This is a genomic window from Agrobacterium fabrum str. C58 (genome assembly GCF_000092025.1).
GTDB lineage: Bacteria > Pseudomonadota > Alphaproteobacteria > Rhizobiales > Rhizobiaceae > Agrobacterium > Agrobacterium fabrum.
On the sequence record NC_003062.2, the window covers coordinates 2,730,630 to 2,757,239 of the forward strand.

The window sequence follows — 26,610 nt, forward strand, 5'->3', positions numbered from 1 at the left end:
ATCAACCGAAGCGTGACAGAGCGTCGGCCATGATCCCGGGATCGACATTGCCGCCGGAGGCAACCGCAATCACGGTTTCGCTTTCCAGTTCCTTGCCATGAAAAAGCGCTGCGGCAAGCGCAACAGCACCACCCGGCTCGATAACGACCTTCAGCCGGTTGAAGGCGAGAACCATGGCCCGCAGCGCTTCCTCCTCGCTGACGGCGATACCTTTCCCGCAAAGCCCTGCCATGATGGGAAAGGTGATATTGCCAGGCTGCGGCGTGACGATTGCATCACAGATCGAACCCGATGTCGTCGCATTCCGCTCGATCTTGCCCGCCGCAAGGGAGCGCGCCACGTCATCGAAACGCTCCGGTTCTGCCGTCCTGACCTTATAATTTCGCGCTTTCGCATCGAGTGCAAGAGAGATGCCGGAGGTGAGGCCGCCGCCACCGCAAGGCACCAGAACCTCGGCAGCACCGATACCGAGTTCGGCGCCTTGCTCAGCGATTTCCAGCCCAGCGGTCCCCTGCCCCGCAATCACCAGCGGTTCATCGTAAGGCCTGATCAGGGTCAAACCGCGCTCGCTCGACAACCGGTTGCCAATGGCGTCACGGTCTTCATTCGCCCGGTCGTAAAGCACCACCTCGGCGCCATAGGCGCGGGTATTGTCGATTTTGATCTTCGGCGCATCCGAAGGCATGATGATGACGGCGGGAATGCCATGCAGGCGGGCCGCGAGCGCCACGCCCTGCGCATGGTTGCCGGAGGAAAAAGCGATCACACCCTTGGCGCGCACATCCGCCGGCAGGCCGGATACCGCCGACCAGCCGCCGCGAAACTTGAAGGATCCCGTCCTTTGCAGGCATTCCGCCTTAACGAACAGCTTTCGCCCGGCGATCTCGTCCAGAAAAGGCGAGGTGAGCAGCGGTGTTCGCACCGCATGGTTGCCGATGCGCTCACGCGCCGCCTCGATCATCGAAATATCTGTCATGCCCTGCCCCCGGTAAGCGGATCTAATGCGGAATCTCAGGCTACATTAGGAGGTCGTGATCAAATGCGAAACCGCCTCCAAAAGAAAAATCCCCGGTCCTGGCCGGGGATTTTGTCATGTTCGGTCAGTGATTGTGCCGGGGCATTTTTTCGGCGATCCGACGGAAATCCGCCGCCCCTTCCAGCACCGCACCGTCCGAAAGCTGGGTCACCGATTGACGATAGATACGCTGCCAGGGCGTTGCATCGGCGGGCACGGCGGGTATGCCGTCGGCCTTGCGGGCATCAAGCTCCGCTTGCGGCACCAGCGCATTGCACTCACCCTTGTTGAAGTCGATGCGGATCACATCGCCAGTGCGCAGCCATGCCAGCCCGCCACCCGCCGCACTTTCCGGGGAAGCATTGAGGATCGACGGGCTGTCCGCCGTTCCCGACTGCCGACCGTCGCCGATCGTCGGCAGGCTGGTAATGCCCTTTTTCAGAAGCGCATCCGGTGGCTGCATGTTGACGACCTCGGCCGAACCCGGCCAGCCGAGCGGCCCCGCGCCACGAATGACAAGAATGGTGCGCTCGTCAATATCCAGCGACGGCTCGTTGATGCGGGCGTGATAATCCTCCGAACCATCGAATACGACGCACTTGCCTTCGAATATCCCCTCGCGGCCCGGCTCGCTGAGGTAACGCTGGCGGAACTCCGCCGAGATCACGCTCGTCTTCATGATGGCGAAATCGAACAGATTGCCCTTGAGAACGAGGAAACCGGCGCGCTCCTTGAGCGGCTTGTCATAGGGCAGGATCACGTCGCGGTCGGTCGATTCCCGCCCGTCGAGATTTTCCGCCATGGTTTTGCCGGTCACGGTCGGACAACTTCCGTCGAGCTTGCCTGCCTTCAGAAGCTCCCACATGATGGCGGGCGTGCCGCCGGCGCGGTGGTATTTCTCACCCAGCCATTTGCCGGCAGGCTGGACATTGGCGAGAAGCGGAATGTCGTAACCGTGAGCCTGCCAGTCCTCTTCGCGAAGCTCGACGCCCGCATGTTTGGCCATCGCCGCAAGATGCGGCTGGGCATTGGTGGAACCGCCGATCGCCGAGTTGACCCGGATCGCGTTCAAAAACGCCTCGCGCGTCATGATGTCGGAGGGCTTGATATTCTCGATCACAAGCTCGACGGCACGACGACCGGTGCGATAGGCCATCTGGCCACGCTCGCGGTAAGCGGCCGGGATCGCGCCGCAGCCGGTAAGTGACATGCCGAGCGCTTCAGCAATGGCATTCATGGTGGATGCGGTGCCCATGGTGTTGCAATGCCCGACCGACGGAGCCGATTCCAGCGCCGCCTGCAAAAACTCCTCGCGAGTGATTTCGCCCGCGCCATATTTGCGGCGCATGCGCCAGATGACGGTGCCGGAACCGACCAGATCGCCGTCATGATACCCGTCGAGCATCGGCCCGCCGGAAAGCACGATGGCGGGAATATCCACCGTGCTCGCCGCCATCAGCGCCGAAGGCGTGGTCTTGTCGCAGCCGGTTGTCAGAACGACACCATCGAGCGGGTAGCCGTAAAGCACTTCCACGAGGCTGAGATAAGCGAGATTGCGATCAAGCGCCGCCGTTGGGCGCTTGCAGTTTTCGAACATCGGATGGGTTGGAAACTCGATCGGTATGCCGCCCGCATCACGGATGCCATCGCGTACCCGCTTGACCAGTTCCACATGGACCCGGTTGCAGGGCGTGAGGTCACTGCCGCTCTGCGCGATGCCGATGACAGGCTTGCCGGAGCGCAGCTCTTCCGGCGTCACGCCGTAATTCATGAAGCGCTCCAGATAGAGCGCCGTCATGTCGAGATGATCGGGGTTATCGAACCAGTCCTGGGATCGCAGGCGGCGCATGGGTATCTTGTCGTCGCTCATGAGATCGCCTCAGCCCTGTTCACGATTGTTGAGTTTTTCGAGGTAAAGCAGGATGCCGCTATGATCGATATCCGCCCCGCCATCACCGACGAAATCATCGAATTCCCGCGTCACCTGCTGGGTGAGTGGCAGGGTAAGAGCGAGATCCTTGGCCGTTGCAAGCACGCCGTTCAGATCCTTGAGCTGGAACTTGGACGGACCGCCCGGCACGAAATTGCGCTTCACCATGCGTTCGCCATGCAGTTCCAGAATCCGACTTTCGGCAAAACCGCCGCGTATGGCATTGCGGAACCCTTCGCGGGACGCTCCGCCCGCCTCCACCAGCATCATCGCTTCGGCAACAGCGCCGATGGTGATGGCGACGATCTGCTGGTTGGCGAGCTTGCAGAGCTGGCCCGCACCCGAGGGGCCGACATAGGTGAGCCGGCCCATCGGCGCGAAGACATCCACAAGTCCAGATATCAATGCCTCGTCACCGCCCGCCATGATGGCGAGCGTGCCGGCCGTTGCACCGGGCACACCACCGGAAACCGGTGCATCGACGTGATGAATACCCATTGCCTGTAGACGGGAAGAGTGTTCGCGCGCAATAGGCGGCGCAATCGAACTGCTGTCGATCACGACGGCACCTTTTGCCAGCGCTTCGGCCACGCCCGCCTCGAACAGCACTTCGCCCACGGCATTGCCATCGCTCAGCATGGTGATGACGATATCGGCACCCCTTGCGGCCTCCGCCGGAGAGGCCGCCAGAACGGCACCATCGGCAACGAGCGCCTGCGCCTTATCGACGCTGCGGTTCCAGACCTTTACCGAAAAGCCGGTACCCAGCAAACGCCGGGCCATCGGCCCGCCCATCAGGCCCGTGCCGATAAAGGCGACAGACCGCTTCTTCTCCTCCCCGCCGACACTCATTTCAGTGAACCTCCCAGTTCGTCCTCAATATGAACCTGAATGATCTCTTCAAACGAGCTCTCGGCCGTAAAGCCGAGCTCGCGGGCGCGCTTTGCTTCGAAGCCGGGTGCCCAGCCTTCGCACATGCGCATGATCATCTCATTCGGTTCACGGCGGATGAGCGCAACGGCCTTTTCACCGGCAACCTTGCGCAGCGCCTCGATCTGTTCGCCAACGGTGGCGCTGAGGCCCGGCATGGAAAGGTTGCGGCGCGGGCCGACCTTTTCCACGTCGATCATCGCACCATGGATAAGGAAACCGACGGCGGAACGCGGCGAGGCATGCCAGTGGCGAATGCTCTCCGGAACCGGCAGAACCGCTTCCTGGCCGACCAGCGGCTCGCGCAGGATATTGGAGAAGAAGCCGGAGGCGGCAGCATTGGGCTTGCCGGGACGAATGCAGATTGTCGGCAGACGAATGCCGATACCGTCAAAGAAACCGCGGCGGCTGTAGTCGGACAGCAGTAGCTCGCAGATTGCCTTCTGTGTGCCATAGCTTGTCAGCGGCGTGGTGTGGAATTCATCCGGGATCGGATAGGGAAGCGGCGCGCCAAAAACGGCAATCGACGAGGTGAAGACCACGCGCGGCTTGTAGCCATCCTTGCCATTGGCAATGCGGATGGCGTCGAAGAGATAACGGGTGCCATCGAGATTGATGCGGTAGCCCTTGTCGAAATCAAGCTCGGCCTCACCGGAGACGATGGCCGCAAGATGGAAGATGACATCGGGACGGGCTTCGACCAGCTTTTCGGCTTCGCCCGGCGCCGAGAGATCGGCCGCCCGCGCGTCGACTGCACCGGAAAAACCGGCGGGAGCTTCAGGCTGGAACACGTCGATGAGCGTGAACTTCTCGACCGGCTTGCCGCCGAGCGATCCGTCCTTGACGAGACGCTGCGTCAGCTTGCGGCCAACCATGCCTGCGGCGCCGATGATTGCGATATGCATGTCTTCCTCCTCTATGTCCCGGCCATTCTCCCGGGACCGAAAATCACCATCGGCCTCGTGACCGATAAATTAGCTTGTAAGGTTGTCTGATAACCTTATATGATCCGATTGAAAATAGTATTTTTCACAAACCGGTAAAAGCAAGGGCGAAAGACTCTTGCGTGGATATTTTAGGGCGGATTGGACGGAGAGGGTGGAATTGAGCGAACACGATATCGGGGAATTGCGGTTCTCGTTGAAGAACAGGCTGGGTGAGGCTCTACTGTTGACCTCTCAGGAAGACATGCTGCGTTATTGCCGCGACTGGCACGGCGACGTCACCAGCTCGGCCGTGGCCGTCATCCGCCCCCGCTCAACCAAGGAAGTGTCCGATACGGTGATCGCCTGCGCCGAACTCGGCCTCGCCATCATTCCCCAGGGCGGAAATACCGGGCTGGTGCTCGGCGGCATTCCCGATGCGCCCAAACATCAGGTGGTGCTAAGCCTTGAGCGTATGAACGCGATCCGCACCATAGACAGCGATGATTTTTCGGCCGTAGTCGAAGCCGGCTGCATCCTCTCGGAATTCAAGGATGCAGTTCAGGACAAGGGCATGTTTTTCCCGCTGTCGCTCGGCGCGCAGGGCAGCTGCCGCATTGGCGGCAACGTCTCCACCAATGCCGGCGGCATCAATGTCCTGCGTTATGGCATGACCCGCGAACTGGTTTTGGGTCTTGAAGTGGTCCTGCCGGATGGCACCATCTGGAATGGCCTGTCGACCCTGCGCAAAGACAATCGCGGCATCGACCTGAAGCAGCTTTTCATCGGTGCGGAAGGAACCCTCGGCATCATCACCGCGGTTGCCGTCAAACTTTACCCCAATCCCGAACATGTCGAGACGGCGCTGCTCGGCCTCAATTCGCTTGATGACGCCATCAAGCTTTACCGCCGCGCCCGCCGCGAATGCTGCGACCTCATGTCCGCATTCGAATTCATGCCGCCCGTCGCCTTCACGCTGGCGATCGAGGCTATTCCCGATCTGAAGATGCCGATCGCCGGCGATTATCCCGCCTATGTGCTGATGGAGATTTCCGGCTCAGGGCTGGTGGATACGGCCGACCTTATGGGGCGTTTCCTCGAGGGCGTGATGGAAGATGGCCTGGTGCTGGACGGCGTCATCGCTTCCTCCCGCGCGCAGGCGCAGTCGCTCTGGCTGTTCCGCGAGGGCATGAACGAAGGCCAGGCGCTGCGCGGCAGCCATATGCGCACCGATATCTCGGTGCCGCTCTCCAAACTCGCGGCTTTCGTGGCCGAGGCGGAAGCCGAACTGGCGGAAAAACTCCCCGAATGCCTTGCGGTTTCCTACGGTCACGTCGGAGACGGCAATGTCCACCTCAACGTGCTGCCGCCCAACGGTGCAACACTGGAGGAGCGTGAGGCCTTTATCTACAAGTCCAAGACACTCGTGAACGAAGTCCTCGACCGTTACGTCGGCAGCATCAGTGCCGAACACGGCATTGGCCGCCTGAAACGCTCCGATTTCGAAAGCCGGCTATCGGATGTGCAGCGTCGGATGATCACGGGTTTGAAAAATGCCTTCGATCCCGATTTGCGAATGAATCCCGGTTGCCAGATAACCCTGCAACCGGATAGCTAATCGAGAAATAACAAAGGCGGTTTGAACACGCCGCCTTTGAAAACCCGCTGGCGGCGAAGGAGGAAGTCGCTGCCGCGGGAAAACGAACCAATCGTTTCTGTGGAACGGGAGCAATCATGACGCTGGAGTTCAATCAGATACATCGCAACGATCATCTGCCCGGCCGTATCGCCGCGGAGATCGCTCGCGAGATCAATGATTCGCAGCTCGGGCCGGGTGACAGGCTGCCGACGGAACATGTGCTTGCAAAAACCTTCGGCGTCAGCCGTTCGGTCATTCGCGAGGCGATCGCGCAACTGCGCAACGAAGGTTTCGTTGAAACCCGGCAAGGGGTAGGCGCTTTTGTAACCGATCCGCGGCAACGATTGTCGATCCGGATCGAGCAATCCACCCTGAACGATCCCGAAAACTTCCGAGACCTGATGCAACTTCGGATGTCGCTGGAGATCGATGCCGCAGGCCTTGCGGCATTACATCACAAACCCGAACATCTGGAAAAGTTCGACAAGGCCATTTACGGCATGCGCAATGCTATCGAATGGTCCAAGGACGGGGTCGAAGCTGATCTCGATTTCCATCGCACCATGGCGCAAGCCACCGGTAATGAATATTTCCTGATTTTTCTTGGCTTCATTGCCCAACGCATTAGTTCGGCCATCAATACCGCTTTTTCGCGGGCCGTTTACGGCGAAATCCTGGAAATTACCATAAACGAGCATGTCGTGCTGCGGGACGCCATTGCATCGCGAAATGTTGCGCTGGCGCGAGATGCCATGCGTCAGCACATTTTAGGCGCTGCCCGACGGCTGAACATTGATCTCGACATCTTCTGATCTTTGGACGCCGTTGGTATTGAAGCTATAGGACAGCTTTGCCGCATTTGTTGGATGGCGATGGCGAATAAGGCGAATTTTTGTCTGATGCACCGCTAGACTCGCCGCAAAAGTCATACTAAGAAGAATGAGATTAGGTTGTCAGACATCCAGACAATAAGACCGCAGGAGGCGGCCTGTGGGATGCTGAAGGGGAGGACTATATGACCGGCACAAGGTCCATCGACGCTACCGCAATTCTGCCTGACGATTTCGAAAACGCGCTGCTCGTCGGCCGCGTCTGGTCGAAAAGCGAAGGCGGGCCCTGCCCCGTGCTGCTCAAGGGCGGCGTGCTTTATGACCTCACCTCGCTTTCCCCCACCATGTCCGAACTTCTGGAAAAGACGGATCTGGTGGAGCAGCTTGCCGTCACCAGCACCTTCGTCGCGCTCGGCGCGCTTGACGCGTTTCTGGACGGTTCCGCTGGCGAGCTTCTTGCCCCCAACGACATTCAAGCCGTCAAGGCCGCCGGCGTCACCTTTGCCGACAGCATGCTGGAACGAGTGATCGAGGAGCAGGCCAAGGGTGATCCGCTGCGCGCGCAGGAAATCCGTGGACGGCTCGCTCCGGTTCTCGGCGACAATCTGAAGGGACTTGAGGCCGGTTCGGAAAAAGCCGCTGAAGTGAAGAAACTACTCCAGGAAATGGGCCTCTGGTCGCAATATCTGGAAGTTGGTATCGGCCCGGATGCGGAAATCTTCTCCAAGGCGCAGGCTATGGCCTCCGTCGGCTGCGGCGCGCTGATCGGCGTTCACCCGAAATCGCAGTGGAACAACCCGGAGCCGGAAGTGGTGCTTGCCATCGCTTCCGATGGCCGCATCGTTGGCGCGACGCTCGGCAACGACGTCAACCTGCGCGATTTCGAAGGCCGCTCCGCCCTTCTGCTCAGCAAGGCGAAGGACAACAACGCATCCTGCGCGATCGGTCCTTTCATCCGCCTGTTCGACGGCAATTTCACCATTGAAGACGTGAAGAAGTCGCAGATCTCGCTTCTGGTCGAGGGCGAAGACGGTTTCACCATGACGGGCGTCAGCGCGATGCAGGCAATCAGCCGCACGCCGGAAAACCTTGCGTCCCAGCTCTTGAACCGCAACCATCAATATCCAGATGGCGCCGTCTTCTTCCTTGGCACGATGTTCGCGCCGGTCAAGGACCGCCATGGCCCGGGTCTCGGCTTCACCCACTCCAAGGGCGACCGCGTCGAAATCTCGACACCCAAGCTCGGCAAGCTGATCAACTGGGTAACGACGACTGACGAATGCCCGGAATGGACATTCGGCACCGTGGCCCTGATGCGCAACCTGGCGAAACGCGGACTGCTCTAGGCAATCCCGCAAAACCGCATTTCGGTTTTGCACCCAGAATTGCGAAAACCAATAGGTGGAGTATTGAAGGCGATCCTTCGCTGAAAATGCTCCAGATATTTCTTCGGGAGGGGAAAATGCAAAAGACCATCAATCTCTTTTACCGGATTCTCGAAATCATTCTCGTCCTGCTGCTCGCCGGCATGTCGATCATGGTCTTCGTCAACGTCGTCATGCGTTACACGATGAATTCCGGCATCAACGTCTCGGAAGAGCTGTCGCGTTATTTCTTCGTGTGGCTGACCTTCCTCGGCGCCGTTCTGACCTTCCGCGAAAACAGCCACATGGGCATCGAAACGCTCGTGATGTTCCTGTCGCGCCGCGCCCGCATCGTCTGCATGATCGTGTCGAACATCATCATTCTGGGCTGTTCCGCCATCTTCTTCTGGGGAACTTGGAAACAGTCCGCCATCAATGCCAGCATGCACGCCCCTGTCACCAAGCTGTCGATGATCTGGGTCTACGGCATCGGCATGTTCACCGGCTGCCTGATGTTCATCATCGCCCTTGAACGCCTTTATCGGTATGTGACGGGCGGCGTGACAGAGGACGAAATCGCCCAGTTCGCCGGCGAGAACCTCACGATCGAACAGCTTTCGGAGCGCTGATACCATGACACTTTTCGTTTTTGTCGGCTCTCTTCTCGGAGCCATGGCGATTGGCGTTCCCGTCGCTTTCTCGCTGATGTTCTGCGGCGTCGTGCTAATGTGGTACATGGGCATGTTCAACACGGCGATCATCGCCCAGAACATGATTTCGGGCGCGGATACCTTCACGCTGCTCGCCATCCCCTTCTTCATTCTGGCCGGTGAACTGATGAACTCCGGTGGTCTTTCCCGCCGTATCATCGATTTTGCGATTGCGCTCGTCGGCCATATCCGTGGCGGCCTCGGCATCGTGGCGATCGTCGCGGCCATCATCATGGCCAGCATCTCCGGTTCGGCCGCTGCCGACACCGCAGCCCTTGCCGCAATCCTCATCCCGATGATGGCGAAAGCCGGTTACAACATTCCGCGCTCCGGCGGCCTGATTGCTGCGGGCGGCATCATTGCCCCGGTCATTCCGCCCTCCATGGCCTTCATCGTCTTCGGCGTCGCCGCCAACGTCTCGATCACCCAGCTTTTCCTTGCCGGTATCGTACCCGGTATTCTGATGGGCATTTCGCTGATCATCGCCTGGCTGATCGTGGTCCGTAAGGATAACATCAAGCCTCTGCCCAAGACTTCGGGCAAAGAACGTCTGGTTGCAACGGTCCGCGCCGGCTGGGCGCTTGGCATGCCGGTCATCATTCTGGGCGGCATCAAGGCCGGCATCATGACGCCGACGGAAGCCGCCGTTGTCGCTGCCGGCTACGCTCTTTTCGTCGGCATGGTGATCTACCGCGAACTGAAGCCGGCGGATCTGTTCCACGTTCTTCTACGCGCTGCCAAAAGCACCTCGATCATCATGTTTCTCGTCTGCGCAGCACTTGTCTCCGCATGGCTCATCACGGCCGCGAACATTCCAAACGAAGTCGCTGGTTATATCGAACCGCTGATCGATCGTCCGATGCTTCTGATGGTTGCGATGATGGTGCTGGTCTTCATCGTCGGAACCGCCCTCGACCTGACCCCCACCATCCTGATCCTGACGCCCGTTCTGATGCCCATCGTCAAGCAGGCAGGCATCGACCCGGTCTATTTCGGCGTCCTCTTCATCATCAACAACGCCATCGGCCTGATTACGCCTCCGGTTGGCGTCGTGCTGAACGTCGTCTCGGGCGTCGGACGCATCCCGCTCGGCAAGGTCACGATCGGCGTCTGGCCGTTCCTCGTTGCCGAAACCATCGTTCTGGCGCTGCTGGTGATTTTCCCCGACATCGTCATGGTTCCGTTGCAGTACCTTCGTTAATTTCTCGAACACAATCCAAGGGAGGATATTATGAGAAAGCTTCTTCTGACCACCACGGCAATCGCCTTCGCCGTTGGCGCCGCTGCCCCGGCAATGGCCGAATTCAACAGCCGCAACATCCGTGTTTCGAACGGCATCAACCAGGACCATCCTGTCGGCAACGGCATCAAGGCCATGCAGGCCTGCCTCGACGACAAGTCGGGCGGCAAGCTGAAGCTGACAGCATTCTGGGGTGGCGCTCTCGGCGGCGACCTTCAGGCGACGCAGGCCCTGCGCTCCGGCGTTCAGGAAGCCGTCGTCACATCGTCCTCGCCGCTCGTCGGTCTCATTCCGTCGCTCGGCGTCTTCGACCTGCCGTTCCTCTTTGCCAATGACAAAGAAGCCGATGCCGTGATGGACGGCGCCTTTGGCGACATGATGAACAAGAAGCTGGAAGAACAGGGCCTCGTGAACCTGGCCTACTGGGAGAACGGCTTCCGCAACCTTTCCAACTCCAAGCACGCCGTGAACAAGTGGGAAGATTTCTCGGGCCTCAAGGTCCGCGTGATGCAGAACAACATCTTCCTCGACACCTTCCAGAACCTCGGCGCCAATGCAACGCCGATGGCTTTTGGTGAAGTGTTCTCAGCGCTTGAAACCAATGCGATCGACGCGCAGGAAAACCCCTATGTGACGATCGACACTTCCAAGTTCTACGAGGTGCAGAAATACGTCACCGAGACGAACCACGCCTACACGCCGTTCCTCTTCCTCTTCTCCAAGCCGATCTTCGACAGCTACACGCCCGAAGAACAGACGGCCCTGCGTGAATGCGCAGTCGTCGGTCGCGATGAAGAGCGCAAGGTCATCCGCGAACTGAACCAGAAGTCGCTGGAAAAGATCAAGGCTGCCGGCCTCGAGGTCAACACGCTGTCTCCGGAAGAGCAGACCCGTATCCGCGAAAAGTCGATGGTCGTTTACGAAAAGCACAAGGCTGAAATCGGCGCTGATGTCGTTGACGCCGTTCTGGCCGACCTGAAGAAAATCCGCGGCCAGTAAGCCTATCTGTATTGAATAAAAAACACCCGGAAGTTTGCTTCCGGGTGTTTTCGTTTGCGGAAAGAAAAGGCTGCCGAAGCAGCCTTTCCAGAAGATCAGGACGCCGTGCGGTTCTGGCGGTTGGCGATGAGATCTTCCACCACCGCCGGATCGGCAAGCGTCGACGTATCCCCAAGCGCACCGAAATCGTCCTCGGCGATTTTGCGCAGAATGCGCCGCATGATCTTGCCTGAGCGGGTCTTCGGCAGGCCGGGCGCAAACTGGATCTTGTCGGGCGTCGCAACCGGTCCGATCTCGTTGCGCACATGCTTTACCAGCTCCTCGCGCAGCGCATAATCGCCACTCTGCCCCGCCATCAGCGTGACATAACAATAAATGCCCTGCCCCTTGATGGGGTGCGGATAACCGACCACCGCCGCTTCCGAAACCTGATGATGCGAGACCAGTGCCGATTCTACCTCGGCCGTGCCTAGGCGGTGGCCGGAGACGTTGAGCACGTCATCGACGCGACCTGTGATCCAGTAATAACCGTCCTCGTCGCGCCGGCAGCCGTCACCGGTGAAGTACTTGCCCTTGTAGGTCGAGAAGTAGGTGTCGACGAATCGCTGGTGATCCCCATAAACGGACCGCGACTGGCCCGGCCAGCTGTCGATGATGCAGAGATTGCCGTCCGCCGGCCCTTCCAGCACATTGCCCTCGGCATCGACAAGCTGCGGCTGCACGCCGAAGAACGGCCTTGTTGCCGACCCTGGCTTCAGATCGGTCGCACCCGGCAACGGCGAGATGAGAATGCCGCCCGTTTCCGTCTGCCACCAGGTGTCTACGATCGGGCTCTTGTCCTCGCCGACCACATGGTAATACCACTCCCACGCTTCCGGATTGATCGGCTCACCCACCGTTCCGAGAAGCCGCAGGCTTTCGCGCGACGAGCGCTGAACGAACTGGTCGCCCGCCCCCATCAGCGATCGGAGCGCCGTCGGCGCGGTATAGAAGATATTGACCTTGTGCTTGTCGATGACCTCCCAGAAACGCCCCTGATCCGGGAAGTTGGGAACACCCTCGAACATCAGCGTTGTCGCACAATTGGCGAGTGGCCCGTAGACGATGTAGGAATGGCCGGTAACCCAGCCAACATCGGCCGTACACCAGAAGACTTCACCATCCTTGTAATCGAACACATATTCATGCGTCATCGACGTATAGACGAGATAGCCGCCCGTGGTGTGCAACACACCCTTGGGCTTGCCGGTGGAGCCTGAAGTGTAGAGGATGAACAGCGGATCTTCCGCCCGCATCTTCACCGGCGGGCAATCCGGCTTCACGGTCGCAATTTCCTGATGATACCAGATGTCGCGGCCCGGCGCCCAGCCGGTCTTGCCGCCGGTGCGGCGCACGACCAGAACCTTGTTGACGATGACATATTGCTTGGCGGCGATATCGATCGCCTTGTCGGTATTTTCCTTGAGCGGGATCGGCTTGCCGCCGCGAACGCCTTCATCGCAGGTGATGACGAAGGTCGATTCGCAGTCAACGATACGACCGGCCAGCGCTTCGGGCGAGAAGCCGCCAAAGACGACGGAATGCACGGCACCGATGCGGGCGCAGGCAAGCATGGCATAGGCCGCCTCGGGAATCATCGGCATGTAGATGGTGACGCGGTCACCCTTCTTAACGCCGTGCTTCTTCAGCACATTGGCCAGACGGCAGACATAATCATAGAGCTGGTTATAGGTGATCTTCTTGTCGATATAGGGATTGTCGCCTTCCCAGATGATCGCCGTGCGCTCGCCATGCGTCTTCAAATGCCGGTCGATACAGTTATAGGAGACGTTCGTCAGGCCGTCTTCGAACCATTTGATCGGCACACGCCCCTTGAATGAGGTGTTCTTGACCTTGGTATAGGGCTTGAACCAGTCGATCCGCCGGCCGTGCTTGTCCCAGAATTTTTCCGGATCCTCGACGCTCTCCTGATACCATTTCTGGTAACGCTCATTGTCGATGAGCGTGCGGGCTTTCGCCGATTTGAGCACCGGGTAGATTTTGGCAGACATGAACTCCTCCTGAACCAAGTATGTCTTGTTGCGCGCCTTGAGACTCCCACCTCAGGCATGTGGTGAATTCATAGCAGGTCAATGACTGACGGCAATTAGACAAAGGCATTTGTTTCGCAAAGAATTGCAATTATGATGCAATCCGGTTATAGAGCGCCAATATCCCGGAAATCAGTGGTTAATACCACGCCCGCGACCCCGGCGCGGACGGACAGAAGGACTGTATCTATGGCTCAACAATTGCTCATGCCAAAGGCAACTGCTGTATGGCTGGTCGACAACACCGCGCTGTCGTTCGACCAGATAGCCACGTTCTGCAAATTGCATCCGCTCGAAGTCAAGGCGATTGCCGACGGCGAAGCCGCGCAGGGCATCAAGGGTCTCGATCCGATCGCGACCGGACAGCTTTCCCGCGACGAGATCGCCCGCGCTGAAGGCAATCCCAGCCACAAGCTCAAGCTTTCCGAGCCGAAGGTACGCGTGCCGGAATCCAAACGCCGTGGGCCGCGTTATACGCCGGTTTCCAAGCGCCAGGACCGTCCAAACGCCATTCTCTGGCTGGTGCGCAACCATCCGGAACTGAAGGACGCGCAGATTTCGCGCCTCGTCGGCACCACCAAATCCACCATCGAGCAGATTCGCGACCGCACCCACTGGAATTCGGCCAACCTGACGCCGATGGACCCGGTAACGCTCGGCCTCTGCAGCCAGATCGATCTTGACCTCGAAGTCGAACGCGCGTCGCGTGGCCGCCCGCTCCCGACCGCCGAAGAACTCGGTAACACGCTGCAGCCGGCAACGGCGACGGAAGGTCTGGACTACAACAACTACCAGCGCGAGGAAGAACAGCAGATCGACGCCGACGCCGTCTTCAAGAAACTTTCTTCGCTGAAGTCCGCACCGAAGGACGAAGACGAGGACGATCAATACTGATCGAAGTCTTTCCGACATTTGAAACCCGGCCGCCGTGCCGGGTTTTTTGTTTTCAGGCTTCTACCGGCTGCCGAAAATCGCCGAGCCGACCCGCACGCTGGTGGCGCCGAATTCGACGGCCGTCTCAAAATCGCCGGACATGCCCATGGAAAGCTTCTCAAGACCGCATTGCCCGGCAAGCTTCGCCAGAAGCGCAAAATGCGGCCCCGGATTTTCCTCCGCCGGCGGAATGCACATCAATCCCTCGACCGGCAGTTTCAATTCGTCCCGGCAGAAAGCCACGAAGGCGACGGTTTCACGCGGATCGATGCCGGCCTTCTGCGGCTCAAGGCCGGTGTTGACCTGCACATAAAACCGCAGGCTGCGGCCCTGTCTGGCGCATTCTTCGGAAAGCGCGCGAGCTATTTTTTCCCGGTCGATACTCTCGACGACGTCAAACAGCGCGACGGCATCCGCCGCCTTGTTGGATTGCAGCGGTCCGATCAGATGCAGTTCGATATCGGATGTCTTTTCTTTGAGCGCAGGCCACTTGCCCTGCGCTTCCTGCACGCGGTTTTCGCCAAACACGCGCTGGCCGGCATCGATGACGGGCTGGATCGCTTCTGCATCGAAGGTCTTGGAGACCGCAACCAAGGCAACATCCGCCGCCTTGCGACCGGATTTTTCCGCGACATCCGCAATGCGTTGCCTGACATCCTCAAGACGTGCTTCGATTTCCATCACAAGACCTTTTTTAAACCGTTCAAACCGCTAACTAGACGCCGATTGCCTTGATGCCAAGCGCCTTTAGCACCATTTGAGGCACGCTGGCCAAGATTGAACGCCCGAATGCCCCGCCAAACTTGACGCCCCGGTCGTTTCATGGTGAAGGTCAGCGCAAATTTTTCCCCTCGATACCCGGAATTTTAGATAATGGCCATCGAACGTTACAATCCTCGCGACGCCGAGCCGCGCTGGCAGCAGAAATGGAACGAAGACAAGGTTTTCGTCACCGATAACAGCGATCCGCGCGAGAAATATTACGTTCTAGAGATGTTTCCCTATCCCTCGGGACGCATCCATATGGGCCATGTCCGCAACTACGCCATGGGTGACGTCGTCGCCCGTTACAAACGCGCCCGTGGTTTCAACGTCCTGCACCCGATGGGCTGGGACGCCTTTGGCATGCCCGCTGAAAATGCGGCTATGCAGAACAAGGTCCATCCCAAGGACTGGACCTACCAGAACATCGCCACCATGCGCGGCCAGCTGAAATCCATGGGCCTGTCGCTGGACTGGACCCGCGAATTCGCCACCTGCGATGTGGAATATTACCATCGTCAGCAGGCGCTGTTCGTCGACTTCATGGAAAAGGGTCTGGTTTACCGCAAGCAGTCCAAGGTCAACTGGGACCCGGTCGACCACACGGTTCTGGCCAATGAGCAGGTGATCGACGGCCGCGGCTGGCGCTCCGGCGCACTGGTCGAACAGCGCGAACTGACGCAATGGTTCTTCCGCATCACCGATTTTAGCCAGGACCTGCTGGACGAACTGGACGAACTGGATCAGTGGCCTGAAAAAGTGCGCCTGATGCAGAAGAACTGGATCGGCCGTTCCGAAGGCCTGTCGCTGCGCTGGCAGACCGTCGCTGACACGGCGCCGCAAGGTTTCTCCGACATTACCGTCTATACAACGCGTCCCGACACGCTGTTCGGTGCGTCCTTCCTGGCAATCGCCGCCGACCATCCGCTTGCAAAGGAACTGTCGGCGACCAACCCTGCCATTGCCGAATTCTGCGACGAATGCCGCCGCCATGGCACCTCATTGGCAGCGCTGGAAACCGCCGAAAAGAAGGGCATCGATACCGGCGTCAAGGTCGTGCACCCGCTGGATCCCAGCTGGGAACTGCCCGTCTATGTCGCCAATTTCGTATTGATGGATTACGGCACCGGCGCAATCTTCGGCTGCCCTTCGGGTGACCAGCGTGATCTGGACTTCGCCCGCAAATACGGCCTGCCGGTCGTCGCCGTCGTCGCACCCGAAGGTCCCGACGCAGCAAGCTTCACCGTTGAAGACACCGCCTTCACCGATGATGGCGTGATGATCAATTCCAGCTTCCTGAACGGCATGAAGACGACGGACGCCTTCGAAGCCGTCGTGCAGAAGCTGTCGGCGCAGTCTCTCGGCAATGCACCGCAGGCCGAGCGCAAGGTCAATTTCCGCCTGCGCGACTGGGGCATTTCCCGCCAGCGTTACTGGGGTTGCCCGATCCCGGTCATTCATTGCGAAGTCTGCGGCGTGGTGCCGGTTCCGAAAAAGGACCTGCCCGTCAAGCTGCCCGACGACGTGACTTTCGATGTGCCCGGCAACCCGCTGGATCGCCATTCTACCTGGCGTCATGTTTCCTGCCCGCAATGCGGCCATGACGCGCGTCGCGAAACAGACACGATGGACACCTTCGTCGATTCCAGCTGGTATTACACCCGCTTCACAGCGCCGTGGGAAGACGAGCCGACTGACCCGCAAGTTGCCAATCACTGGCTGCCGGTTGACCAGTATATCGGCGGCATCGAGCATGCCATCCTGCACCTGCTCTATTCGCGTTTCTTCACCCGCGCGATGCGCGAGACAGGTCATGTCGGCGTCAAGGAACCCTTCAAGGGCCTGTTTACCCAGGGCATGGTGGTCCACGAGACCTATAGCCGCGGTGAAGGCCTGACGCGCGAATGGGTGCCGCCTGCGGAACTGAGGATCGAGGAAAACGACGGCACGCGCCGGGCGTTCCTGCTCTCTTCTGGCGAAGAGGTTAAGATCGGCTCCATCGAAAAAATGTCGAAGTCGAAGAAGAACGTGGTCGACCCTGACGATATCATCGCATCCTATGGCGCCGATACCGCACGCTTCTTCGTCCTCTCGGATTCTCCACCCGATCGCGACGTCATCTGGTCCGAAGCCGGCGTGGAAGGTGCAAACCGATTCGTCCAGCGCGTCTGGCGCATCATCGGTGAAGCCGCCGAACAGTTGAAGGGTGTGAAACCGAAGCCGGCGACCGAAGGCGAAGGGCTGGCGGCCTCCAAGGCAGCCCACAAGACGCTGAAGGCTGTTCAGGAAGATCTGGACAAGCTCGCCTTCAACAAGGCCATCGCCCGCATCTATGAACTGGTCAATGCCCTCGCCGGTCCGCTTGCGGATGTCGCTGCCGGCGGCAAACCTGATAACGTCAAGGCGGCCGCGCGTGACGCCGTCGAAATCCTGATCCGCATCATCGCGCCCATGACGCCGCATCTCGCGGAAGAATGCTGGTCCGCGCTGGGCAATGAAGGCTTGGTGGCTGAGACGCCATGGCCGACCTTCGTGGCTTCGCTGGTCGAGGAAAACGACGTGGTCATGCCCGTGCAGGTCAATGGCAAGAAGCGCGGTGAATTGACAATCGCGCGCGATGCGGATCAAGATGCGGTCCGCACGGCCGCCCTTGAGCTGGACGCCGTCAAATCGATTCTTGCCGGTGGCGAGCCCAAGAAAGTCATCGTGGTTCCGCAGAGGATTGTGAACATTGTTGTCTGACGTTTTTTCGAGATGGAGCCGCGTTGCGGCAGCAATTTCCGTCGTGATGATGGCTGGTCTTCTGGCGGGCTGCCAGGTGCGCCCGCTTTATGGCGAAGCTTCCGGAACCAAGGAAAGGCTGGCGGCCGTCAGCGTCTCCCAGATCGGCGGTCGGGCTGGGCTGGAAGTACGCAACCAGCTGATCTTCCTGATGTCCGGCGGTGCCGGAGAACCGGCCACGGCGCAATATAATGTCAAGATTGCCGTAAGCTCGAGCGCCACGACCACAGAGGTGCAGAACTACGATCTGACGACCCGCGCGAACAACAATTACGACGGTCCTTATCCCGGCCGTGTCGTGATGACTGGTCAATATGTCCTGACGCGCGTCTCGGACGGTCAGATCCTGCGCTCCGCACGCCGCAGCGTGACGGCGCAGGTGGATCTGCCGCAGCAGGAATTCGCCAAGATCCGGGCGATCCGCGACGCCGAAAACCGTGCGGCCCGCGAGCTGGCTGAAATCATCCGCACCGATATCGCCGCCACCCTCGGCCGCTGAGAGCGGCGGCCGTGGCGGAGATAAAGTCCCATGAGTTCGAGCGCTTCGCCGAAAATCCGGCGGAGCGCTTTCGCGTTTTTGTGCTCTATGGACCGGATCGTGGTCTTGTATCGGAGCGGGCAGGCCTCATCGCCAAGAAGACCGGCATCGATCCCGATGACGCTTTCGCATCGCTAAAACTGACCGCATCCGATCTGCAGGGCGACCCCGGTCGCCTGCTTGATGAAGTGAACGCCATCGGCCTTTTTGGTGGCGAAAAACTTGTGTGGGTCAAAAGCGCCTCCGCTGAAAAGGCGCTGGTGGATGCGCTTCAGATTCTGGCAGACACACCGCCGGAAGCAAGTTTCCTGATCATCGAAGCGGGCGACATCAAAAAGGGCACGGGGCTGCGTAAGATAGCGGAGCCGGCGCGCTCCATCGCGGCAATCCCCTGTTATGCGGACGATGCGCGCTCCTTAAACGCATTGATAGATCAGGAACTCTCCGCCAATAATCTGCGCATTGCACCGGCTGCACGACAAAGGCTGATCGAGCAGCTCGGCGGCGACCGTATCGCCTCGCGCAACGAAATCCGCAAGCTGGCGCTCTATTGCCTCGGGGCCGACGTGATCGAGGAAGATGATATTCTGGCCATCATCGGCGATGCCAGCACGGTTTCGGCCGACGATGCCGTCGACGCCATCCTGAAAGGCGACAGGAACGCCTTTTTCCACGCCACCCAGAAGATCATTTCATCGAAAACGCCGATCTTCCTTGTCCTCCAGGGATGCCTCAAGCAATTCCAGCTGCTCGACCAGATGCGCGCCGAGATGGATGAGAAAAAGCAGCAGGCCGGCCAGGTCATGCAGACACTCGGACGCCATATCCATTTTCGCCGGAAACCGATCATCGAAAGAGCGCTGCGGACGTGGCAGCCAGCGGCGATTGCCCGTGAGATGAACCGTCTGCAGGCAGCCATCCTGCAAAGCCGCCAGCGGCAAAGCCTGGAGGAAAGCGTGGCTCTTCTAACATTGCTGTCGACCACGCTTCAGTCCGGTCGCGGTGGATAAACAAAAAAGCCCTCGTGCTGATGCAACGAGGGCTTTTCGAATTTTGATCCAGAAACGTTCTGGTTCAGTCGCCCTTGCCGGGCTCAGCAGAGAAATAGAGCTCCAGCTTACCTTCGACCCCGTCCATTTCCTTGGCTTCCGGCATCGGATCGCGCTTGATGGTGATATTCGGCCAGATTGCCGCATATTCGGTATTGATCTTCAACCACTTGTCGAGACCCGGCTCCGTATCGGGCTTGATGGCCTCAGCAGGACATTCCGGCTCGCACACACCACAATCGATGCACTCATCGGGATTGATAGCGAGGAAATTTTCACCCTCGTAAAAGCAGTCGACAGGGCAGACCTCAACGCAATCGGTATATTTGCAGCGGATGCAATTGTCGGTCACGACATATGTCATGATGAACTCCAGAATATGCAGGCCGGGTCTTTGGGCTTCGGAACACAAGCCGTCGCCCGGAATTCAGACAGGGCAATTTCGCAAGTGACGTAATGCCTTTGCCAGCAGATAGCAAGGATAACAATTCTGAAAAACGGGGCAGACCTGGAGGTTTATTCTATTCTTTGCTTCCGTCGCTGTCAGACAGAAACCTGTCGAGCGCCCTGCGCTCTTTTTTCGTCGGACGCCCACTACCAGACTCGCGCAGCGCCTGCTCGAGAGGGGTCAGCCTGTCGGACGGCTCCCGTTGTGGCGTCTGATCGTCATAGAGAAGCCGGGCTTCCTCATAGGGTCCGCGCCGTGCTCCACCGGATTTGACGACGAGTACCTTGTCCATCCGCTCAAAGCCGATGTCCAGTCTGTCCCCCGCCTTCAGCATGTGGCTGGGCTGGCGGATGGTAGCGCCGTTGACCTTTACATGGCCTGACTGGATGTAACTCTGGGCCAGCGACCGCGATTTTGCCATGCGAGCAAAGAACAGCCACTTGTCCAGACGCTGACGCGTGCTTTCCAGTGGCTGTTCGTTGCTTCCCATGGGCTTACTTCTTCAGCTGCTCCTTGAGCGCAGCGAGCTTTGCGAAGGGCGAATCCGGATCCATCGGCTTCTCCTTGCGCGGTGGCTTGGCTTCGAAGCGCTGCTGACCCTGCGTTTTTCCGCCACGGTCGTTGCGCTCCGGCCGGTCCTTGCGCTCCCCGCGATCATTGTTGCGGTTGTTTCCGCGATCGGGGCGACCGCCGTCACGCTTGCGCTCGCCATCGCTACCGCGATTGGCTGCTTCGCGATTCGCACCGTCGCGATTATTGTCGCGGTTTGCACCGTCACGATTGTCGCGACGGCCTTCGCCGCGACGCTCGCCCTGCTCGCGTGCGCCGTCACGAGCCTGACCGCGATGGCCGGGACGACGGTTTTCGCCGCGCTGATTTTCGTTGCGACCACCCGGACGCCACAGAAGAACAGGCTTCGGCTCCGAAAGCTCAGCGCCTTCGGCAGACGCGGCCTCACCTGCGGCAACCTCTTCACCGACGGCTTCCGCGACAGGTGCCTCGGAAGCGTCGCCTTCAGCAACAACCGCCGTTTCGGTTTCCTGTTGTTCGGAAGCCGGCTCGTCCTGTTCGGTCTCAGCGTTTTCCTCTTCGCCCGTCACCGCTTCTGCGGCAACAGGAGCGGCAGCACCGGCCTGGCTGGCGAGGAAGGCCTGCGCCTCTTCCGCCGTAACCTGATCAGCTCGGTAACCGAGGCCCTTGAGGATTTCTTCCATGTCGTCGAGCGTTGCACCGAGGATGGAAAGCATGGCGGTCGTCGTCGTGAAACGGCGGCCATCATAAGCGCCTTCCGGGCGCGGCTGCTGACCGGGCTTCCACTGCAGCAGTGGACGGATCAGATCGGCCAGACGCTCCAGAATGTCGATACGCACGGCGCGCTTTCCGAGGAAACGGAAACCGGCGAGCTTGTAGAACATCCGCTCGAAGCTCGCATCCGTCACGACCGAGGTGCGGCCGGCGGCCAGCACCGGAATGAGATCGCCGTAACCCGGCTTGCCAAGACCATCGTTCTTCAGCGCCCAGAGCAGCGTCACGAGCTCCGCCGGAGCGGGCTTCAGAAGCGCGGGCAGGAAGACATGATAAGCGCCAAAACGCACGCCGTAGCGGCGCATGGAGGCGCGCGCATCCTGATCCAGCGACTTCACGTCTTCGGTGACGTCGCGGCGGAACAGCACGCCCAGATTTTCGACCAGCTGGAACGCCAGTCCCTTTGCGAGACCCTGAAGGTCTTCGGCGCGCGAAATATCGTCGAGCGGCTTCAGCACGGTCGCAATCTGATGATTGACGAAACGTTCGACGCGCGCCAGCGCATGATCGCGGGCATTGCCGCTCAACTGCTCGTCGGCCAGCAGGATTACCCGCGGCTTCATGATGTTATCGCCTGCCGCGAGGCGGGCAACCGGTTCGCCAAGCCAGCGAACCAGACCATCGGAACTCAAAGCGAGATCGCCGTTGCCGCTGGCATGCAGACGCGCAGCGCGCGCCTCATACTCGAGCGCCAGCGCCTTCTGCGACGCAGCCTGCACGGCCTTCTGATCCGGCCCTTCCATTCCCGATACCGGCGTGAACCGGAATCCGGCCAATTGGCCGACGTGATGTCCTTCTACGAAGACATCACCATTTACACTGATTTCAGCTTCAAGCATCGCATTCTCTCTCAGGCGCCTCATGAGCACAGATGTCCTGCGATCAACAAAGCGTTTCGTCAACCTTTCATGTAGCGCATCGGACAATCGATCCTCGATTTCCCGCGTCTTTTCTTGCCAGTGTGTCGGATCGGCAAGCCATCCTGGGCGGTTCGATACATAAGTCCATGTTCTGATCTGCGCAATCCTTGCAGACAAGGTATCGATCTCTCCATCTGTTCGGTCAGCACGGCGCACCTGTTCGGCCATGAAATCTTCGTTCACGGTCCCGCGTTTGACCAGATCGAAATAGAGCGTGGAGATCAGATCGGCATGCTGTGCGGGGGCGATGCGGCGATAATCGGGCAGCGCGCAGGCCTCCCAGAGTTTTTCCACCCGCGCATCCGTTGTCGTTACGTCGATGATCTCAGGATAACGCGACAGATATTCCAGCGCCTGCTGGTCGATCGCCGGCAGGGCGCGCGAAAGCCCCTGGATCGTCGGCGCGGCATCAAGGCTCAGGCGCAGATTGGCAATGGAGGAAAAATCGAAGTTTTTCGTCCGCCACTGCAGCACCTTCACCGCATCAAACTGATGGGTTTCGATCCGCTCGACCAATTCGTCATCGAACGGATCGACACGCCCCGTCACACCGAATGTGCCATCGCGAAGATGACGGCCGGCGCGGCCGGCAATCTGGCCGATTTCACCCGGATTGAGGTTGCGGAACTGGTAACCGTCGAATTTGCGGTCCTGCGCGAAGGCGACGTGATCGACATCGAGGTTGAGACCCATGCCGATGGCATCCGTCGCGACAAGATATTCCACATCGCCCGACTGGTAGAGCCCCACCTGCGCATTGCGCGTGCGCGGCGAAAGCGCACCCATTACAACGGCGGCGCCACCGCGCTGGCGCCGCACCAACTCGGCAATGGCATAGACCTCTTCCGCCGAAAAGGCGACGATCGCCGTACGTTGTGGCAGGCGGGTTATCTTCTTCTGGCCCGCATAAAAAAGCTGCGACAGGCGCGGCCGCTCGACCACGGTTATTCCCGGCAGCAGCTTTTCGAGGATCGGGCGCATCGTGCCGGCACCCAGAAGCAGCGTTTCCTCCCGCCCGCGCAGATGCAGCACCCGGTCGGTGAAGATATGGCCACGCTCAAGATCGCCGGCCAGCTGCACCTCGTCGATCGCGACGAAGGCGGCGGTCGTCTCGCGCGGCATGGCTTCCACGGTGCAGACGGAATATTTGGCTTTGGGCGGTGAGATTTTTTCTTCGCCGGTTATCAGCGCCACATTCGGCGCCCCCACCTTTTCAACCAGACGGGTATAGACCTCCCGCGCCAGAAGGCGCAGTGGGAGGCCGATGACACCGTTGCCATGCGCCACCATTCGCTCGATCGCGTAATGGGTCTTGCCGGTATTGGTGGGGCCGAGAACGGCCGTGACACCGCGGCCGCTCAGGATCATGGGGCGAAAATTCAACGTAGCATCCGCGAATCGACTTCATCTGCTTGCCGTGCCGCCCGGCATCACCGGATGCGGGCCGCACCCACCACACATGGCAATGCGCGCCGACAAAGGCAATAGGCCTCATCCGCAAAGTAGCGGAGGAGGGCTTCTCTGGTGAATTATCCGTTCAGATTCAGCGACTTGATGGTTCAAAAAGAATCCGGCGAAGATGGAATCGATTCGGTTGCGGAACAGTCTGCGAACGAATCGAATACGAATCGCTGACTCGCCCTGATTCCGTTTTTGTTCTCCGCAATATCTGGTTGGAAAATTGATGCCCCATACCAGATTGTGAATCCGGGTAAGTCCTTGCCCGGATTCAGCTTTCCATTCCCGGAAAATACCGTAGTGGCCTGTCAAGCGACGATTGCGGGTGGCGCTATTCACCCTTAGCGAAGGGTCCCAGTCAAAGCGCCTCGCCGGCAAGAAGGCGCGGCGCATTTGCATCCGTCGTACCGGCGGCCTGACCGATGAAATAGGACTTGAGACCCGGCAACCGATCGACCACTCCCAGACCGAAATCGCGCATGACGCGGATGGGGCCGACATCGTTGGAGAAAAGCCGGTTCAGCACATCCGTCGTCACACCCATCCGCAACGTGTCGAAACGCCGCCAGGACTGATACCGCTCGAGAACGTTGAGAGAGCCGATATCGAGGCCGAGACGGTCGGCCTCGACCACGGTTTCGGCAAGCGCCGCCACATCCTTGAAGCCGAGATTGAGGCCCTGTCCGGAAATCGGATGAATGCCGTGCGCCGCGTCACCTGCAAGCGCAAACCGCGGCGCGACGAAGGAGCGCGCCAGCGTCAGGCCCAGCGGAAAGGCGCGTCGCGGACCGACCGGACGGACGGGCCCGAGCTTGTGGCCGAACCGGCGCTCCAGCTCTTCCTCGAAGACAAGATCGTCGGAAGCGACCAGCCTGACGGCATCAGCGGTGCGCTCGGTCCAGACAAGCGAGGAGCGGTTTCCCTTCAACGGCAGGACGGCAAAGGGGCCGGAGGGCAGGAAATGCTCTTCCGCGCAGCCCTCATGCGGCCGTTCGTGCTCGACGGTCGTGACGATACCGGACTGGTCATAGGCCCAATGCACCGTCTTGATACCGGCCATATCCCGCAGAGCCGAGCGAACACCGTCGCAGGCAATGAGCAACCGCGCTTCCAGCGATGTACCGTCGGAAAGGGTGATCGCTGTCGATTGCGGCCCCGCAGTAAAACCGGAAACACTGATACCATGGCGGATTTTAATGCCAATACGCTCGCAAAGGCCACGCAGTGCACTCACCATCGCAACATTGGGCACCATATGGGCAAAAGGCCTGCCCTCCTCCACAGCGCCGTCAAAGGTCAGAAAGACAGGGCGGACGGGATCAGCGGTCTTCGAATCGGTGACGACCATCTTGTGGATCGGCTGCGCCTCAGGCTCGATCTCGTTCCATATGCCGAAAACATCGAGCATGCGCGTGGCCGCCGCAATGACGGCGGAAGCCCGGACATCCTTTTTCCAGACATCATCAGGGGCGGCTTCAATCACCTGTACATTGAGGTGCGGAGCCGCCTGCTTGATCGCAACAGCAGCGGAAAGACCCACATATCCGCCACCTGCAACTACCACGTCGAGCATCGCGCTTCTCCTCAAATCTTGTGCACACATCATCGGCACACTATAGACCATGTGACGTCTTCCTACAGCCGGAGCAGGCCGAAAAAATGTCGCATCCTTCGCAAACGTCAGACCCGATGGTCAATCTCATTGCCACGCTCGATCTCGAGAAGCTGGAAGAGAACCTCTATCGGGGCGAAAGCCCGCAGATCGGCTGGCAGCGGGTTTTTGGCGGCCAGGTCATCGCACAGGCCCTGATTGCCGCGCAAAGAACCGTGGATGACGACCGTTTCGTGCATTCGCTGCATGCTTATTTCATGCGCCCCGGCGATCCGCTGGTGCCTATCGTCTACCAGGTGGAGCGCATCCGCGACGGCGCAAGCTTCTGCACCCGCCGCGTGGTCGCCATCCAGCACGGCAAGGCGATTTTTTCCATGTCGGCGTCATTTCAGATCTTGGAGGACGGCTTCGACCATCAGATCAAGATGCCTGATGTGACGCCGCCTGAAAAACTGATGAGCGAGGAGCAGATGCAGGCGGCCTTCCTCGCCAAGGCGCCCGCATCGATCCGTAAATACTGGAGCAACAAGCGGCCGATCGAGATAAGGCCGGTTTCGCTGACCCATTACATCTCGAAGGAAAAGCTGGAGCCGCAGCAGGATATCTGGGTTCGCGCCGTCGGCGAGGTGCCTGCTGATCCGCGTCTGCAATCGGCCATTCTCGCCTACCTCTCGGACATGACGCTGCTCGACACCTCGCTTTATGCCCATGGAACGACGATCTTCGATCCATCCATTCAGGTGGCGAGTCTCGACCACGCCATGTGGTTCCACCGCCCCTGCCGGCTGGATGACTGGCTGCTCTACACCCAGGACAGCCCCAGCGCGTCCGGCGCACGGGGGCTCACCCGTGGCAATATTTTCACCAGGCAGGGTGAACTCGTCGCCTCCGTTGCGCAGGAGGGTTTGATCCGCAAAAGGGCAAATGATTAAATAATACGCTTTTTTAAAAAATCGCACATTTTATAGACGCTTTTTTGGGCGACAAATGCCCCTTTTTCAGACGCCCGTCATATAATCTTTATATTTCAATAAATTACGCCCCTGTACCAAAACTGGCACGCCCTTTGAATGTATGTCCGCAGTCGCTGTTACTGATCTGCCAGCGGCAAGGAGAGTCGGCTCCATGCCGAGG

Annotated in this window: 21 protein-coding genes; 11 read left to right on the forward strand and 10 right to left on the reverse strand. The window is 59.5% G+C overall.

Features of this window, described 5'->3' with window-relative positions:
- Position 1: 1 nt before the first annotated feature.
- The 4 genes from ATU_RS13310 to denD all read right to left on the reverse strand — a co-directional run bounded on the left by ATU_RS13310 (position 2) and on the right by denD (position 4,780).
- On the reverse strand, positions 2–976 hold the full coding sequence (locus ATU_RS13310; protein WP_010972528.1) for a threonine ammonia-lyase: 975 nt from the start codon (positions 974–976) through the stop codon (positions 2–4).
- A 124-nt stretch (positions 977–1,100) separates the two neighbouring features.
- Entirely contained in the window at positions 1,101–2,885 is a 1,785-nt protein-coding gene (locus tag ATU_RS13315; RefSeq protein ID WP_010972529.1) for an IlvD/Edd family dehydratase, read from the reverse strand.
- Between the two features lie 9 nt (positions 2,886–2,894).
- Entirely contained in the window at positions 2,895–3,797 is a 903-nt protein-coding gene (locus tag ATU_RS13320) for an NAD(P)-dependent oxidoreductase (protein ID WP_010972530.1), read from the reverse strand.
- Entirely contained in the window at positions 3,794–4,780 is a 987-nt protein-coding gene (gene denD / locus ATU_RS13325) for a D-erythronate dehydrogenase (RefSeq protein ID WP_006310918.1), read from the reverse strand. Before denD ends, ATU_RS13320 begins: the two co-directional genes overlap by 4 nt.
- A gap of 193 nt (positions 4,781–4,973) precedes the next feature.
- Here denD and ATU_RS13330 point away from each other — a divergent pair, with 193 nt between their 5' ends.
- The 6 genes from ATU_RS13330 to ATU_RS13355 all read left to right on the forward strand — a co-directional run bounded on the left by ATU_RS13330 (position 4,974) and on the right by ATU_RS13355 (position 11,580).
- Positions 4,974–6,416 carry an FAD-binding oxidoreductase gene (locus tag ATU_RS13330; RefSeq protein WP_010972531.1) on the forward strand — a complete coding sequence of 481 codons (1,443 nt, stop codon included), beginning with the start codon at positions 4,974–4,976 and terminating at the stop codon, positions 6,414–6,416.
- 116 nt (positions 6,417–6,532) lie between these two features.
- Positions 6,533–7,249, forward strand: coding sequence for a FadR/GntR family transcriptional regulator (locus tag ATU_RS13335; protein WP_010972532.1), 717 nt, complete (start codon positions 6,533–6,535; stop codon positions 7,247–7,249).
- A 203-nt stretch (positions 7,250–7,452) separates the two neighbouring features.
- Positions 7,453–8,613: a fumarylacetoacetate hydrolase family protein gene (locus tag ATU_RS13340; protein WP_010972533.1), complete on the forward strand. Its 1,161-nt coding sequence runs from the start codon at positions 7,453–7,455 to the stop codon at positions 8,611–8,613.
- A 116-nt stretch (positions 8,614–8,729) separates the two neighbouring features.
- The gene (locus ATU_RS13345) at positions 8,730–9,260 is read left to right on the forward strand and encodes a TRAP transporter small permease (RefSeq protein WP_010972534.1); all 531 of its coding nucleotides are present in this window, start codon (positions 8,730–8,732) and stop codon (positions 9,258–9,260) included.
- A gap of 4 nt (positions 9,261–9,264) precedes the next feature.
- Positions 9,265–10,542, forward strand: a complete 1,278-nt coding sequence (locus ATU_RS13350) for a TRAP transporter large permease (RefSeq protein ID WP_003516526.1) — start codon at positions 9,265–9,267, stop codon at positions 10,540–10,542.
- 30 nt (positions 10,543–10,572) lie between these two features.
- Positions 10,573–11,580: a TRAP transporter substrate-binding protein gene (locus tag ATU_RS13355; protein ID WP_006310926.1), complete on the forward strand. Its 1,008-nt coding sequence runs from the start codon at positions 10,573–10,575 to the stop codon at positions 11,578–11,580.
- 95 nt (positions 11,581–11,675) lie between these two features.
- Here the strand turns inward: ATU_RS13355 and acs are convergent, their stop codons facing one another.
- Complete coding sequence (gene acs, locus ATU_RS13360) at positions 11,676–13,631, reverse strand: acetate--CoA ligase (RefSeq protein ID WP_010972535.1); 1,956 nt, start codon at positions 13,629–13,631, stop codon at positions 11,676–11,678.
- Positions 13,632–13,859: 228 nt separating this feature from the next.
- Here acs and ATU_RS13365 point away from each other — a divergent pair, with 228 nt between their 5' ends.
- Entirely contained in the window at positions 13,860–14,564 is a 705-nt protein-coding gene (locus tag ATU_RS13365; RefSeq protein ID WP_035258017.1) for a DUF1013 domain-containing protein, read from the forward strand.
- Positions 14,565–14,624: 60 nt separating this feature from the next.
- Here ATU_RS13365 and ATU_RS13370 read toward each other — a convergent pair whose 3' ends face one another.
- Positions 14,625–15,284, reverse strand: coding sequence for a YggS family pyridoxal phosphate-dependent enzyme (locus ATU_RS13370; RefSeq protein ID WP_035258020.1), 660 nt, complete (start codon positions 15,282–15,284; stop codon positions 14,625–14,627).
- Between the two features lie 192 nt (positions 15,285–15,476).
- Here ATU_RS13370 and leuS point away from each other — a divergent pair, with 192 nt between their 5' ends.
- The 3 genes from leuS to holA are packed head-to-tail and all read left to right on the forward strand — an operon-like array spanning position 15,477 to position 19,694.
- The gene (gene leuS / locus ATU_RS13375; protein ID WP_010972538.1) at positions 15,477–18,107 is read left to right on the forward strand and encodes a leucine--tRNA ligase; all 2,631 of its coding nucleotides are present in this window, start codon (positions 15,477–15,479) and stop codon (positions 18,105–18,107) included.
- The gene (locus ATU_RS13380) at positions 18,100–18,645 is read left to right on the forward strand and encodes an LPS assembly lipoprotein LptE (protein ID WP_051883820.1); all 546 of its coding nucleotides are present in this window, start codon (positions 18,100–18,102) and stop codon (positions 18,643–18,645) included. The genes leuS and ATU_RS13380 overlap by 8 nt, the downstream gene beginning before the upstream one ends.
- Before the next feature lie 11 nt (positions 18,646–18,656).
- Positions 18,657–19,694, forward strand: a complete 1,038-nt coding sequence (gene holA / locus ATU_RS13385) for a DNA polymerase III subunit delta (RefSeq protein ID WP_006310932.1) — start codon at positions 18,657–18,659, stop codon at positions 19,692–19,694.
- A 64-nt stretch (positions 19,695–19,758) separates the two neighbouring features.
- On the opposite strand, the gene fdxA is transcribed toward holA, so the two are convergent.
- The 4 genes from fdxA to ATU_RS13405 form a co-directional block, all read right to left on the reverse strand.
- Positions 19,759–20,097 (reverse strand): ferredoxin FdxA, encoded by a 339-nt coding sequence (fdxA, locus tag ATU_RS13390; protein ID WP_010972540.1) that lies wholly within the window; start codon positions 20,095–20,097, stop codon positions 19,759–19,761.
- A gap of 157 nt (positions 20,098–20,254) precedes the next feature.
- A complete protein-coding gene (locus ATU_RS13395) occupies positions 20,255–20,671 on the reverse strand; it encodes an RNA-binding S4 domain-containing protein (RefSeq protein ID WP_010972541.1) in 417 nt (138 codons plus the stop codon).
- A gap of 4 nt (positions 20,672–20,675) precedes the next feature.
- Positions 20,676–23,774: a helicase-related protein gene (locus ATU_RS13400; protein WP_010972542.1), complete on the reverse strand. Its 3,099-nt coding sequence runs from the start codon at positions 23,772–23,774 to the stop codon at positions 20,676–20,678.
- A gap of 448 nt (positions 23,775–24,222) precedes the next feature.
- Positions 24,223–25,548, reverse strand: coding sequence for a ubiquinone biosynthesis hydroxylase (locus ATU_RS13405; protein WP_410170820.1), 1,326 nt, complete (start codon positions 25,546–25,548; stop codon positions 24,223–24,225).
- On the opposite strand from ATU_RS13405, the gene tesB reads away from it, so the two are divergent.
- Positions 25,524–26,408 (forward strand): acyl-CoA thioesterase II, encoded by an 885-nt coding sequence (gene tesB, locus ATU_RS13410; protein WP_010972544.1) that lies wholly within the window; start codon positions 25,524–25,526, stop codon positions 26,406–26,408. The genes ATU_RS13405 and tesB overlap by 25 nt on opposite strands.
- Positions 26,409–26,610: the final 202 nt, after the last annotated feature.